The sequence below is a fragment of the Ruegeria sp. BC7 genome, from assembly GCF_056539165.1.
In genome coordinates this window covers 47500-59773 of sequence record NZ_JBQFUL010000008.1, presented here as the reverse complement: position 1 = coordinate 59773, position 12274 = coordinate 47500, and the positions used below count along the sequence as shown (strand labels likewise).

Annotated in this window: 16 protein-coding genes; 12 read left to right on the top strand and 4 right to left on the bottom strand. The window is 58.8% G+C overall.

The window, feature by feature from the left end:
• Nucleotides 1-205 precede the first annotated feature (205 nt).
• Together hpf and ACR0KS_RS17000 are read left to right on the top strand one after the other, a co-directional pair.
• Nucleotides 206-769 carry a ribosome hibernation-promoting factor, HPF/YfiA family gene (hpf, locus tag ACR0KS_RS17005; RefSeq protein WP_170388706.1) on the top strand — a complete coding sequence of 188 codons (564 nt, stop codon included), beginning with the start codon at nt 206-208 and terminating at the stop codon, nt 767-769.
• 60 nt (nt 770-829) lie between these two features.
• Complete coding sequence (locus tag ACR0KS_RS17000; RefSeq protein ID WP_170388707.1) at nt 830-1294, top strand: PTS sugar transporter subunit IIA; 465 nt, start codon at nt 830-832, stop codon at nt 1292-1294.
• 64 nt (nt 1295-1358) lie between these two features.
• On the opposite strand, the gene dalA is transcribed toward ACR0KS_RS17000, so the two are convergent.
• Complete coding sequence (dalA, locus tag ACR0KS_RS16995) at nt 1359-1874, bottom strand: divisome-associated lipoprotein DalA (protein WP_170416258.1); 516 nt, start codon at nt 1872-1874, stop codon at nt 1359-1361.
• 169 nt (nt 1875-2043) lie between these two features.
• On the opposite strand from dalA, the gene ACR0KS_RS16990 reads away from it, so the two are divergent.
• Nucleotides 2044-2643, top strand: a complete 600-nt coding sequence (locus tag ACR0KS_RS16990) for a L,D-transpeptidase (protein WP_170388709.1) — start codon at nt 2044-2046, stop codon at nt 2641-2643.
• Between the two features lie 139 nt (nt 2644-2782).
• Nucleotides 2783-2965 (top strand): hypothetical protein, encoded by a 183-nt coding sequence (locus ACR0KS_RS16985; RefSeq protein ID WP_108861641.1) that lies wholly within the window; start codon nt 2783-2785, stop codon nt 2963-2965.
• A gap of 74 nt (nt 2966-3039) precedes the next feature.
• Here the strand turns inward: ACR0KS_RS16985 and hemH are convergent, their stop codons facing one another.
• Nucleotides 3040-4089, bottom strand: a complete 1050-nt coding sequence (gene hemH, locus ACR0KS_RS16980) for a ferrochelatase (protein ID WP_170567542.1) — start codon at nt 4087-4089, stop codon at nt 3040-3042.
• A 57-nt stretch (nt 4090-4146) separates the two neighbouring features.
• Nucleotides 4147-4977 carry a methyltransferase domain-containing protein gene (locus ACR0KS_RS16975; RefSeq protein ID WP_170567544.1) on the bottom strand — a complete coding sequence of 277 codons (831 nt, stop codon included), beginning with the start codon at nt 4975-4977 and terminating at the stop codon, nt 4147-4149.
• Nucleotides 4978-5017: 40 nt separating this feature from the next.
• Between ACR0KS_RS16975 and ACR0KS_RS16970 the strand changes: the two genes are divergently transcribed.
• From ACR0KS_RS16970 to ACR0KS_RS16955, 4 genes are read left to right on the top strand one after another with little or no spacing between them, the layout of a single operon-like run.
• Nucleotides 5018-5722, top strand: coding sequence for a double zinc ribbon domain-containing protein (locus tag ACR0KS_RS16970; RefSeq protein ID WP_480693275.1), 705 nt, complete (start codon nt 5018-5020; stop codon nt 5720-5722).
• 37 nt (nt 5723-5759) lie between these two features.
• A complete protein-coding gene (grxC, locus tag ACR0KS_RS16965; RefSeq protein ID WP_170388712.1) occupies nt 5760-6017 on the top strand; it encodes a glutaredoxin 3 in 258 nt (85 codons plus the stop codon).
• The gene (locus ACR0KS_RS16960) at nt 6017-6847 is read left to right on the top strand and encodes a carbon-nitrogen hydrolase family protein (RefSeq protein ID WP_170567546.1); all 831 of its coding nucleotides are present in this window, start codon (nt 6017-6019) and stop codon (nt 6845-6847) included. The genes grxC and ACR0KS_RS16960 overlap by 1 nt, the downstream gene beginning before the upstream one ends.
• 16 nt (nt 6848-6863) lie before the next feature.
• The gene (locus ACR0KS_RS16955; RefSeq protein WP_170353764.1) at nt 6864-7304 is read left to right on the top strand and encodes a MarR family winged helix-turn-helix transcriptional regulator; all 441 of its coding nucleotides are present in this window, start codon (nt 6864-6866) and stop codon (nt 7302-7304) included.
• Nucleotides 7305-7306: 2 nt separating this feature from the next.
• On the opposite strand, the gene ubiG is transcribed toward ACR0KS_RS16955, so the two are convergent.
• Nucleotides 7307-8053: a bifunctional 2-polyprenyl-6-hydroxyphenol methylase/3-demethylubiquinol 3-O-methyltransferase UbiG gene (ubiG, locus tag ACR0KS_RS16950; RefSeq protein ID WP_170567548.1), complete on the bottom strand. Its 747-nt coding sequence runs from the start codon at nt 8051-8053 to the stop codon at nt 7307-7309.
• 48 nt (nt 8054-8101) lie between these two features.
• On the opposite strand from ubiG, the gene pip reads away from it, so the two are divergent.
• From pip to nusA, 4 genes are all read left to right on the top strand, one after another.
• Nucleotides 8102-9079, top strand: coding sequence for a prolyl aminopeptidase (gene pip, locus ACR0KS_RS16945; protein WP_170567550.1), 978 nt, complete (start codon nt 8102-8104; stop codon nt 9077-9079).
• Nucleotides 9076-9897, top strand: coding sequence for an ABC transporter substrate-binding protein (locus ACR0KS_RS16940; RefSeq protein ID WP_170567552.1), 822 nt, complete (start codon nt 9076-9078; stop codon nt 9895-9897). The genes pip and ACR0KS_RS16940 overlap by 4 nt, the downstream gene beginning before the upstream one ends.
• Before the next feature lie 148 nt (nt 9898-10045).
• Complete coding sequence (rimP, locus tag ACR0KS_RS16935) at nt 10046-10636, top strand: ribosome maturation factor RimP (protein ID WP_170386826.1); 591 nt, start codon at nt 10046-10048, stop codon at nt 10634-10636.
• Complete coding sequence (gene nusA / locus ACR0KS_RS16930; protein WP_170567554.1) at nt 10636-12252, top strand: transcription termination factor NusA; 1617 nt, start codon at nt 10636-10638, stop codon at nt 12250-12252. Before rimP ends, nusA begins: the two co-directional genes overlap by 1 nt.
• Nucleotides 12253-12274 lie beyond the last annotated feature (22 nt).

The following is a 12274-nucleotide window of genomic DNA, read 5'->3' as shown; positions in this document are numbered from 1 at the left end:
ACACCTGTTTTGATTGACTCTTACGTCTTCTCTTGCCTCAATTGGAACATGGCATTTCTAGGGTTCCAGTCTGGATCACGGTGCCCCTTCCCTGAAGGGCGCTCGGTTCGATTAATGCCCGAAGTGCCGATATCCACCACCCGATAAAAACAAGCACGCTGCGATTTGCGGCGTTAGAAAGGGTGTGAATTGTGAAGGAGATCACATGCGTTACCAAATCAGCGGAAAACAGATCGACATCGGTGAAGCACTTCAAACTCACGTGCAGACCGAGCTTGGCGACGTTGTTGGGAAATATGCTCAGCGACCCACTGACGCCAATGTTGTCTTTTCGCGTTCTGCGCATGAATATGTATGCGAAACCACGGTACATCTTTCCACCGGCCTGACGGCGCAGGCCAAAGCCCATGCAACGGAAATCTACGCAGCATTCGAGGCATGTTGCGATAAGATGGAAACACAGTTGCGCCGGTATAAGCGCCGTCTGAAAGACCACCACAAGGATCGGGCTGAGCCGGTTGAACTCTTTGGGGCATCCTCTTATATCCTCGCCTCTGACGAATCGGATTCGGCGAGTGAGCCTGAGTCTCTGCAGCCGATGATCGTGGCCGAGATGGAAACCAAGATCCCATCGCTGAGTGTTGGTGAAGCCGTTATGCAGATGGAACTTGCCGGTGCCCCGGTGCTGGTGTTCCGGAATGAAAACAAGGACGGATTGAATGTCGTGTACCGTAGGGATGACGGTAATATTGGCTGGATTGATCCGTAACAGGCAAGAATAGCAAGGCAGGTCCCTGCATAGGCGGGGACATTGCCATGGAGCATGATCATGGAGCTTTCGAGCATACTGAAGCCCGAAGCGGTGCGTGTTTTTTCCGCCGCTTCCAGCAAGAAGCGGCTGTTTCAGGAGATCGGCGATATTGCTGCGGGGACTTTGGGTCTGGACGCGCAGGTCGTTGTGGACAGCCTGCTGGAGCGCGAAAGCCTCGGGCCTACGGGTGTCGGCCACGGTGTGGCTCTGCCTCACGCGCGTCTCGCCGACGTCGAAGATGTGTCCGGCGCGTTTGTTCTGCTGGAAAAGCCGATTGATTTCGGGTCTGTCGATCGGCAGCCGGTAGACATCGCCTTCGCACTTTTCGCGCCGGAAGAAGCAGGCGTCGATCACCTGAAAGCTCTGGCACTGGTGTCGCGGACTTTGCGCGATACCTCGGTCTGCGCCAAGCTGCGTGCCAATCCTGATCCGGTCAAGCTATACGCAATATTGACCGAGGCCCAGTCCATGCAGGCGGCATAACCAACTGTCAGAAAAGAAAAAAGCCCCCGGATTCAGGGGGCTTTTGTTTTGGTGCGGTGGCCTGTTAGCCGCCCGCCCCCATTTCCAGCGTCCACCAGATTTTGCCGCCATTTTCCTGATGCCAGGCAAAACCCATCTGAGTGGCCTTCGGGTCCATGATCACAGAGCGCGGACCCGGTTCCTGCATCCACGCGGCCAGTGTCTCGGTTTCGGTTTCGTAGGTCTCCGAGATCGCTTCGCCAAGGAAAGTTCCAAAATACCCAACGCGCGCGGCGCGGTCGATCGGTGACGAACCGTCTGATCCGAAATGCCACGGCCGGTTTTGGCGCGCCATGTCCTTGGAATGAGTCGCCGCAGCAGCATTGAGCTGTGAATTCAACTGTACCGCCTGTAGTCCCGACGCCTGACGCAGCGCGTTCACCGAATCAAGCATACGGAATTGCAGCTTTTCGGGATTGCCGCGAATCTTGTAAACAGTGGGCAGAGGGCGGCCATCCGACCCGTATGTCGGGGTGCTGCTTGGGGTACACGCTGCCAGTGCAACGAGGCAAACGAACAATAAAGAAATAATACGCGTCATGACCGACCTGATGTTTATGGTGCTCTAGGGCATAACGCGCCCGGCTGATTTCGGCAAACCTGCAAAAGCTGATTTTCGCGTGATTCTGCCGGTTTGATTTGCGAATGAGGTATTCTGGCAATAAAATGCCTCTGATTTTCATCTTTGGTTTAGCAAAGGACCGCCTGCGATGGTCAAGAAACTCATTACGCCTACGACACGACGCGGATTTCTGGCCAGCGCTTCGGCATTTCTGGCCTCGCCCGCGATTGCTCAGTACATCCCCGGTGATCCGCTCCGCCCTGCGCCGGAACCAGAGCCAGAGGTCAGACGGAACATCTCGGGTTTTCGTGCGCTGGACTGGCAGCCCTATTTCTCCAACACGCGAAATGGCGCCATTCTGGTGGATACCGTCTCACGCGCGCTGCATTACTGGTCAGATGATCAGCGCATATACAAACTCTATCCGTCTTCGGTGCCGCTGACCGAAGAGCTCACCCGCCGGGGCCGGACAAGCGTGATCCGCAAGGTCGAAGGACCAAGCTGGTCGCCGACGCCGTCCATGAAGAAAAGAAACCCAGAGTGGCCGGACTATATCCCTCCGGGGCCGGATAACCCGTTGGGAACCCACGCTTTGTACCTGAGCTGGAAGTATTATCGCATTCACGGCACGCACGACACGCGCAAAATAGGGCGCAGATCGTCCAACGGGTGCATTGGCCTGTTCAATGAAGATATCGCCGAGTTGTTTTCGATGGCCAAGGTCGGCACGCAAGTGTTGCTAATTTGACGACATTTTCGCAGCCGAACTTGATTAAAACGCAAGTTCCATTTGCATTCCAGTTGGATAGCTGGTTAGAAAAAAACACGAGGTAAGTCTTGGGTGTGCGGTTTCAGTATTTGAAACCGTACGTATTCTGGAGGTTAATATGAAGAAACTCGTTCTCGCCGCTGCACTGACCGCTGCTGCATCGACCGCTTATGCTGGCAACCTGGAAGAGCCGGTTGTTGAAGCACCTGTTGTTGTCGAAGAAACTCAGGGTTCGTCGCAGGGCATCATCCTGCCGCTGGTCCTGCTGGTTGTGGTTGCCGCAGCTGTTGCAGCAAGCTAATTCGACGAGCATAATACAAAGAAAAGGCGGTGGAGCTTTCCACCGCCTTTTTTTGTGCCTGATGGCTGGGGGAACTAGTCCAGCCAGCCTTTGAGATTGTCCGCAATCACCTTGCCCAGAGCCGCGATGTGCGAATCGTCATCGTTCAGGCAGGGGATATAGGTAAAGCTTTCGCCACCGGCGTCCTCAAAGCTTTCCTTGATCTCTTCGTTGATCTCTTCCAGCGTTTCGATGCAGTCGGCGGAAAATGCCGGGGCGATGACGGCAATATTCTTCTTACCCTGCCGCGCCAGCTCAGCCACGTGCTCAACGGTGTAGGGTTTCAGCCATTCTTCCGGCCCGAACCGGGATTGGAAGGTCGAGACAAGCTGATCATCCTGCCATCCCAGCCGTTCTTTCAAAAGCCGGGTCGTTTTCGCGCATTGGCAGTGATACGGATCGCCCTGCTGCAAATAGCGTTCCGGCATCCCGTGGTAGGAACAGACCAGAATGTCCGGTTTGGTCTCCATCGCGGCATAGGCGGCCTCGACGGATCCGGCCAATGCGTCGATATAGGCGGGTTCGTCGAAATAGGCCGGGACGGTGCGTGACGCAGGCTGCCACGCTTCTTCCATCAGCGCGCGAAAGAACTGATCGTTTGCCGTGGCGGTCGTCGCACCTGCGTATTGCGGGTAGAGCGGGAAGAACAGGATGCGGTCACACCCTGCCGCCACCATCTCGCGCACTTTCGATTTGGTCGAGGGGTTGCCGTAGCGCATGCAGAAATCCACCATCACCTGATCGCCATAGCGTTCCTGCATCGCATCGCGCAGCTTGGCGGTTTGATCCTTGGTGATCGTCATCAGCGGGCTTTCGCCCCTGTCGTGGTTCCAGATCGACTTATACGCCTCGCCCGAGCTGAAAGGCCGTTTGGTCAGGATAATGCCTTGCAGGATCGGCTGCCATTTCCACTTGGGATAGTCGATGACGCGCTGATCCGACAGGAACTCGTTCAGATAACGGCGCATCGGCCAATAGCTGTAGTCATCTGGCGTGCCCAGATTGGCCACAAGAATACCGACTCGGCCCATTTTGACCTTGGGATGGTCTGCGGGTGCGTGCGATGGGCGCGTGGCGTCAAACATGGATGTCTTCCTGAGCTTCTAGTGTTCCGGGCTGAGATAAATGGAATTGGCTCTGCGTCAATCGGGCAGTTTACCTTCCTTGGTTCCCAATGCGTCGGCAAGGCGTATTTGTGCTGACCCCGGGCGTAGAGGTTTTTGCTGACTTTCGTCCGGTGACCAACCGGTCAGACAGATCAGTTCAAACGTCGCCTTGAGCCGGCCCGCACTTGTCGCAAAGTGATCGGTGTAAATCTGTTGAGCCATTTCAAAAACGGACCGACGGGTTGGCTGTTTCATGCGATTCGCAAGGCTGTTGGTCTCACCCATCGCGCGCAAGTCATGCATCAGGTGCGATAGGTCACGGTATTCTGCGGTTAAACGAGCCGTATCTGCCACGGGAAGGGCAAAGCCTGCGCGTTGCAGCAATCCGCCCAGATCGCGCAGTTCGGCCATTGGCGAGATGCGGGGGCTGAGGCCGCCGGTCACTTCAATCTCGGCCTGTCCCAGCGCCGCGCGCAACTCGTGCAGGGTTTCACCGCCCAGGCAAATGACCAGCAACAGCCCGTCGGGTTTCAGCGCGCGGCGGCATTGGATCAGTTGTCCAACCGGATCGTTTGCCCAATGCAGCGTCATTGCGTGCACAATCAGGTCATGCGCACCGGGTGTCAGCCGAAGAACATCGTCATCGGTAACAATATGCGCTTTGGGCAGCACACCCCTCCAAATATGCGCAAAGGGCGTCACGATCGCCGGGGCAGTAAAGCTTTTGTTAACCATGGTGAGCCGATCCTGCACTTCGTCCACAGCGGCGCGGTGCAGAAATAGCGCTTCGTCGCGTGCGCGGGCGCGATGCCTGGCAAGTGCAGGCTGGTCAAATAAAGAGGGTGCATTGGAGTCAGGCAGCTTCATAAGGCGCAATTATCGCATCTGGCCGCGGATTCAAACCGCCGTGCAGTTGATCTATCCGCCCCGCTGCATGGGGTGCGGAAACCTGACCGACTCGGACTTTGCCCTGTGCGGACGCTGCTGGAGCGACACGCCATTTGTCGGAGGTGTGGTCTGCGAAAGCTGTGGAGTTCCCCTGCCCGGAGAGGCAGATGGCCATCGAATCGAATGTGACGATTGCATGAGGACACCCCGACCGTGGCGCGATGGGCGCGCGGCGCTTTTATACGATGGTCGTGCGCGTTCCCTGATCCTGGGTCTGAAACATGGAGACCGGCCAGAGCTTGCGCGTCCTGCCGCGCGTTGGATGGCCAGGGCCGGGCGTGATCTGTTTCGTGAGGATATGCTGATTGCACCCGTGCCGTTGCATTGGTCGCGATTGCTAAAACGGCGATATAATCAATCCGCATTGTTGGCGCAGCATATCGGGCGGGAAACCGGGTTGGAAACTTGCCCTGACCTGCTGACCCGGCGGGTTCGCACGCCGGTCCTAGATGGGAAAACAGCGGAAGAACGCGCTCAGGTGTTGGAAAATGCGATCGCCGCGCATCCAAAACGGGCCCGCAGGATGCAAGGGCGCGATATTTTGTTGGTGGACGACGTGATGACCTCGGGCGCGACAATGGCGGCCTGTGCGCGTGTCTGCCTTGCATCCGGTGCAAATCATATTTTCGTGTTGACCCTAGCGCGCGTTGCCAAGGATGCCTAATTCGCCCAAGAATACGCGAAACCCCAAGGGACGAATTATGAAACCGGTAGAAATCTACACTTCGCCGCTATGCGGCTTTTGCCACGCGGCCAAACGTCTGCTGAAACAGAAAGGCGTCGAATTCAGTGAGGTCGACGTGCTGATGCATCCCAAGCGCAAACCCGAAATGATCGAGCGCGCTGGCGGCAAACGCACTGTACCGCAGATATTTATCGGATCGCAGCATGTAGGCGGCTGCGACGATCTTTATGAGCTGGAGCGTCAGGGCAAGCTGGACCGCCTGCTGGCAGCGTAATGAAGACTGCTCTGCTGCAGATCACCTCGTCGGACGATCCGGCCGCGAATCTGGAGATGGTGCGCGCCCTAATGACCGAGGCGGCGGAACGGGGCGCGCAGTTCATCCTCACCCCCGAGGTGACGAACTGCGTGTCAACCTCGACAACGCGGCAGCGCGAAGTTTTGCAGCATGAAGAAGATGACCTGACGCTGGCGGGGCTGCGCAATCACGCGAAGGCGTTGAATGTGTGGCTGTTGATCGGCTCGCTGGCGGTCAAAACCCACGACGCGGACGGACGTTTTGCCAATCGCTCGTTCATGATCGACCCGCAAGGACAGATCGTGGCGCAGTACGATAAGATTCATATGTTTGACGTGCAGGTCACGGAAGCCGAGTCCTTTCGGGAATCCAAGAATTACCGCCCCGGCGACCGGGCTGTGATTGCCGAGACAGAATTCGGCAAAGTTGGCCTGACCGTGTGTTACGATATCCGCTTTCCTCATCTCTATGCGGCGCTGGCTCAGGCCGGTGCGCGTATCCTGACGGTTCCGGCGGCGTTTTCCCCGGTTACCGGGGCTGCGCACTGGGAATCGCTGTTGCGTGCCCGGGCGATTGAGAACGGCGCTTGGGTGCTGGCTCCGGCGCAAACCGGAGAACACCCCAAAACCCGTGGCAGAACGCGGTACACCTACGGTCACAGTATGGTCGTGGCCCCGTGGGGAGAGGTCGTCATCGACGCAGGCACCGATCCGGGCATTCACATTTTCGATCTGGATGATAGTTCTGTGTCAGAGGCGCGCCGCCGCGTGCCCTCATTGACGCACCTGCGGGCTTTTGACGGCCCCTGATCCAGAGCCGGACCCAATGACGGACGACACCAATGCCCTTGCGGTCACGCTGTTCAGCGAGATCCTGACCGCCGACCAGCTATTGCGCAACCGGCTCAGCCGGGTGCTGCCCAAGGGCATGGAAATCTCACACTTCTCGGTTTTGAACCATCTGGTGTTCGTGGGGGATGAGCGCACGCCAGCGCAACTGGCCAGCACTTTTCATGTTACGCGGGGGGCGATGACCAACACTTTGGCCAAGCTGGAATGGGCCGGATACATCCACATCCGCCCCGACTGGGACGACGCCCGCCGCAAGATGGTCGCCATCAGCCCCGCCGGTCGCCGCGCCCGCGATCAGGCGATTTCATCGATTGCCCCGCTGATCAACCGCGTGGTCGGAGAGCTGGGTCTGGAGCGTGTCCGCAGCACGCTGCCCGTACTGCGGGATTTGCGGTTGCAGTTGGAGGGGGAGTAGCCTCACCCCGGCTTCACGCTCGCCGTCACGTAATTCACGCTCAGGTCCCGGTCTGAGATCGACCAGCTCCACAGCACCGGGTTGAACACAAACCCCTTGCGGTCCACGGGGTCCAACCCGGCCTGGCGCAGCAGGTCAAACAGCTCATCCGGCGTGATAAACTTGTTCCACTCATGCGTGCCGCGTGGCAGCCAGCGCATGACGACCTCGGCCCCGAAAATGGCCATCGCATAGGATTTCGGGTTGCGGTTGATGGTCGAGCAGATCAGCAACCCGCCCGGTTTCAGTAACTGCTGCGAGGCGGTCAGGAAACCCAACGGGTCGGCCACGTGTTCGACCACCTCCATGTTCAGCACCACGTCGAATTGTTCACCCGCGGCGACCATGTCCTCGGCGGTGGTGTGGCGATAGTCGATGTCCAGCCCCGATTGCTCGGCATGGATGCGGGCGACGGGCAGGTTGCCCTCGGCGGCGTCGGCCCCCACGACCGTTGCGCCCAAACGCGCCATGGGTTCGCTCAGCAGTCCGCCGCCGCAGCCGATATCCAGCAGGCGCAGGCCGTCGAACGGTTTTGCGGTCGTCAGATCACGGTCAAATTCGCCCGCGATCTGCTGTGTGATATAATCCAGACGACACGGATTCAGCATGTGCAGGGGTTTGAATTTCCCATGGGGATCCCACCATTCCGCAGCCATCGCCTCGAATTTTGCGATCTCTGACGGGTCCACCGTGTTCGGATGCGCTTGCATTCCTGTCTCCGTGTGCTCTTTTACGTTTAAAGACTATATAGGGCCCTAATGGATAAGTACCCGGACCAAAAGCGCGCAGTTCAATATCTGTACCCGCCGATTGACCCGTTCGATCAGCGCATGGTCGATGTGGGTGACGGGCACCGTATTTACATGGAACAATGCGGTAATCCCGACGGGTTGCCTGTTGTGGTTCTGCATGGCGGCCCGGGCGGAGGATGCAGCCCGGCCATGCGGCGTTATTTCGATCCGCGTGTATTCCGGGTGATTCTGTTTGATCAGCGCGGGTGTGGGCGGTCGCGGCCTCATGCCTCGGTGGTGGATAACACGACGTGGGATCTGGTGGACGACATCGAACGCCTGCGAACGCTGCTGGATATCGACGACTGGACGGTGTTTGGCGGTAGCTGGGGCGCGACCTTGGCGCTGGTCTATGCGCAGGCGCATCCCGATCGGGTGAACCGGCTGGTGCTGCGCGGCGTGTTTCTGGCGACGCAGGCCGAGCTGGACTGGTTCTATGGCGGCGGCGCGGGCAAGTTCTGGCCCGAGCAATGGGCAAAGTTTACGGCCCTGCTGGCTGAGGACGAGCTGTCGGACACGATCGGCGCCTATCACAAACGCCTTTTCTCGGGCGATCGGGCGACGGAAATCCTGTATGCCCGCGCTTGGTCCAGTTGGGAGAACGCTCTGGCGTCCATACACTCGCATGGATCAACGGGCGAAAGTCCCGGCGAATATGCACGAGCGTTTGCGCGGCTTGAGAATCACTATTTTTCCCACGGTGCGTTTCTTGAAAAGGACGGGCAGATTCTAGACCAGATGGAGCGGATCGCCCATATCCCCGGCCATATCGTGCAGGGGCGTTATGACATGATCTGCCCGCCACAGGCCGCGTGGTCTTTGGCCGAACGCTGGCCAAATGCCGAGTTGAAGATGGTCCGGCAGGCCGGGCACGCCTTGTCCGAGCCGGGCATAAGCGCTGAACTGGTCCGTATCATGGACCGCGTAGCGGAGGGTGTGGCATGACCCGGCTTGACCGTCGTGCTTTGTTCGCTTCGGGTGCCGCCGCCGCATTGCTGGCGGCCACGGGCGCATCATTGGCCAATACGCCAAAAACCGGTGGAACGCTGCGGTTGGCCGTGCCTCGGGACGAAAGCCTTGAACAGGTGGCGCGTGGTGCTGTGTTCGACACGCTGACCGAGATTGCGCCGGATGGCACGTTGCGCCCCGAGTTGGCGACAGGCTGGAAAACCGATGCGGACGCGCGGGTTTGGCATTTCGATCTGCGCCCCGGTGTTCTGTTCCATGATGAGGCTCCGTTGGACGTTACCGACGTTCTTGCCGTGTTGGAGCAGGTTGGGCGCGTTGAGGCCACCTCGTCCTCGTCCCTGCGGCTGGAGCTGGCGGACGCCAATCCGGGCCTGCCGTTTTTGCTGGCGGACAGTCGATTTGTCATTACGCGGAAAGGTCAGGACGTAACGCCATTGCACGCGGCCAACGGCACCGGATTTTATCGGGTCGAGCGCGCCGAAGATGGGCGTCATTTTTTGGGACGCAAAGTCGCGGGTCACTACAAAAGCGGTCAAGCGGGCTGGGTTGATGCGCTGGAGGTCATCGTGATCCCCGACGCGCGTGTCCGGGCTGAGGCTTTGCGAGACGGCTATGTGGACGTTGCCGCATTGCCCGCGCAAGACGATCTGAGGGGGCAACGCGGTCTGCGCTTTTTCCCGGGTGAGACGGATATGGCGCTGGCCGTGGCCGCTCGTGTCGGAATGCCGGGCCAGGTCGGACAGGCGCGAGCGCTGGACGATGGCCGCATCGCCGAACGGTGGTGGCTGGCTTAATTCCTGCTGGGGGTTGCAGACTCGGGAAACCCTGCGTATATGCATTTCCAACAGCGGCGCGTTGGACTTCTGGTTCAAAGCTCCACCGGAAAATTCGACGGGCCGCGCGCCCGTTTTTTTGTGCCCGGATGAAGGGTAGAGAACCTAAATGACAAACGACCTGATAGCCAAGGCAGCCATTGACCGGCGACTGGCCGAGATCATCACCCCCGTGATCGAGGATCTGGGGTATGAGTTGGTCCGCATTCGCCTGATGAGCGGCAAACAGACCACGCTGCAAATCATGGCAGACAAGCCCGATGGCGGTATCGAAGTGGATGACTGCGCCGAGATTTCCAACGCGGTCAGCGCAACGCTGGATGTCGAGGATCCGATCCTTGACGCCTATACGCTTGAGGTTTCCAGCCCCGGCATCGACCGCCCTCTGACCCGTCTCAAGGACTTTGAGACCTTTGAAGGGTATGAGGCCAAGATCGAGACCGCCGAACTGATCGACGGTCGCCGCCGCTTTAAGGGTGAGCTGGCGGGGATCGAAGGGGACGAGGTTCTGATCAACATCCCCGAAGGGTCCGAGACGATCACCATCGGTCTGCAATTCGATTGGCTGAGCGATGCCAAGCTGGTTCTGACCGACGACCTGATCAAGGAAATGCTGCGCCAGCGTAAAGACGCCGGTGCCCTGAACGAAAACGCTTTCGACGAGATTGAGACCGAAGGGTCCGAAGAGGAGACGAACTGATGGCAATCACCTCAGCCAACCAGCTGGAGCTGCTGCAGACCGCCGAGGCCGTGGCCCGCGAAAAGATGATCGACCCCGGTCTGGTTGTCGAAGCGATGGAAGAATCGCTCGCCCGTGCCGCCAAGAGCCGCTACGGGGCCGAGATGGACATTCGTGTCTCCATCGACCGCAAGACCGGCAAGGCGACCTTTACTCGCGTGCGCACCGTGGTCGAGGATGAGGAGCTTGAGAACTATCAGGCCGAGTTCACCGTCGAACAAGCCAAGCAGTATATGGAAAACCCCGAGGTCGGTGACGTCTTCGTTGAAGAAGTCCCGCCGGTTGAAATGGGTCGTATTGCTGCACAGTCGGCCAAGCAGGTGATCTTGCAGAAGGTCCGCGAGGCCGAGCGTGATCGTCAGTACGAAGAATTCAAGGATCGCGCTGGCACCATCATCAACGGTGCGGTCAAGCGCGAGGAATTCGGCAATGTCATCGTCGATCTGGGCGGTGCCGAGGCCGTTCTGCGCCGCAATGACAAGATCGGTCGCGAAAGCTATCGCCCGAATGACCGTGTGCGTGCGTACATCAAGGAAGTCCGCCGCGAAGTTCGTGGCCACCAGATTTTCCTGTCGCGCACCGCACCGGAATTCATGGCCGAACTGTTTAAGATGGAAGTGCCGGAAATCTATGACGGCATCATCGAGGTCAAGGCCGTGGCCCGCGACCCCGGTTCGCGCGCCAAGATCGCTGTGATCTCGTATGACGGCTCGATCGACCCGGTCGGTGCCTGTGTTGGTATGCGCGGTAGCCGCGTTCAGGCCGTTGTGAACGAGCTGCAGGGCGAGAAAATCGACATCATCCCGTGGAACGAAGATCAGCCGACCTTCCTGGTGAACGCGTTGCAACCTGCCGAGGTCTCCAAGGTGGTTCTGGACGAAGAAGCTGGCAAGATCGAAGTAGTTGTGCCCGAGGAGCAGTTGAGCCTCGCCATCGGTCGCCGCGGTCAGAACGTGCGTCTGGCCAGCCAGTTGACCGGTCTGGACATTGACATCATGACCGAAGCCGAAGAATCGGCGCGTCGTCAGAAAGAATTTGAAGCCCGCACCCAGCTGTTCATGGACAGCTTGGATCTGGACGAATTCTTTGCCCAGTTGCTGGTGTCCGAAGGTTTCACCAACCTCGAAGAAGTCGCCTATGTCGATATCGACGAGCTGCTGGTGATCGACGGTGTTGACGAAGGCACCGCGCAAGAGTTGCAAACCCGTGCGCGTGAATTCCTGGAAGCACAGGCCAAGGCTGCGCTGGATAGTGCCCGCGCCCTTGGTGCCGAGGACAGCCTTATTGAATTCGAGGGTTTGACACCCCAGATGGTAGAGGCGCTGGCCAAGGATGACGTGAAGACTCTGGAAGACTTCGCCACCTGCGCCGACTGGGAACTGGCCGGTGGCTGGACCACGGTCGACGGCGAGCGCATCAAGGATGACGGTGTGCTTGAGCCTTTCGGCGTGTCTCTGGAAGAGGCGCAGGATTTGGTCATGACCGCCCGCATCATGTTGGGCTGGGTTGATCCGGCAGAACTTGAGCAGGCCGAAGAAGAGATCGAAGGCGAAACTGATGAGGAGGCCGAGGCCTGATCTCAGGGCCTCGGGAGACTTG

Coding starts and splice junctions, on each gene's coding strand:
- hpf (WP_170388706.1), top strand. CDS start 206: ATGCGTTACCAAATCAGCGGAAAACAGATCGACATCGGTGAAGCACTT.
- ACR0KS_RS17000 (WP_170388707.1), top strand. CDS start 830: ATGGAGCTTTCGAGCATACTGAAGCCCGAAGCGGTGCGTGTTTTTTCC.
- dalA (WP_170416258.1), bottom strand. CDS start 1,874: ATGACGCGTATTATTTCTTTATTGTTCGTTTGCCTCGTTGCACTGGCA.
- ACR0KS_RS16990 (WP_170388709.1), top strand. CDS start 2,044: ATGGTCAAGAAACTCATTACGCCTACGACACGACGCGGATTTCTGGCC.
- ACR0KS_RS16985 (WP_108861641.1), top strand. CDS start 2,783: ATGAAGAAACTCGTTCTCGCCGCTGCACTGACCGCTGCTGCATCGACC.
- hemH (WP_170567542.1), bottom strand. CDS start 4,089: ATGTTTGACGCCACGCGCCCATCGCACGCACCCGCAGACCATCCCAAG.
- ACR0KS_RS16975 (WP_170567544.1), bottom strand. CDS start 4,977: ATGAAGCTGCCTGACTCCAATGCACCCTCTTTATTTGACCAGCCTGCA.
- grxC (WP_170388712.1), top strand. CDS start 5,760: ATGAAACCGGTAGAAATCTACACTTCGCCGCTATGCGGCTTTTGCCAC.
- ACR0KS_RS16960 (WP_170567546.1), top strand. CDS start 6,017: ATGAAGACTGCTCTGCTGCAGATCACCTCGTCGGACGATCCGGCCGCG.
- ACR0KS_RS16955 (WP_170353764.1), top strand. CDS start 6,864: ATGACGGACGACACCAATGCCCTTGCGGTCACGCTGTTCAGCGAGATC.
- ubiG (WP_170567548.1), bottom strand. CDS start 8,053: ATGCAAGCGCATCCGAACACGGTGGACCCGTCAGAGATCGCAAAATTC.
- pip (WP_170567550.1), top strand. CDS start 8,102: ATGGATAAGTACCCGGACCAAAAGCGCGCAGTTCAATATCTGTACCCG.
- ACR0KS_RS16940 (WP_170567552.1), top strand. CDS start 9,076: ATGACCCGGCTTGACCGTCGTGCTTTGTTCGCTTCGGGTGCCGCCGCC.
- rimP (WP_170386826.1), top strand. CDS start 10,046: ATGACAAACGACCTGATAGCCAAGGCAGCCATTGACCGGCGACTGGCC.
- nusA (WP_170567554.1), top strand. CDS start 10,636: ATGGCAATCACCTCAGCCAACCAGCTGGAGCTGCTGCAGACCGCCGAG.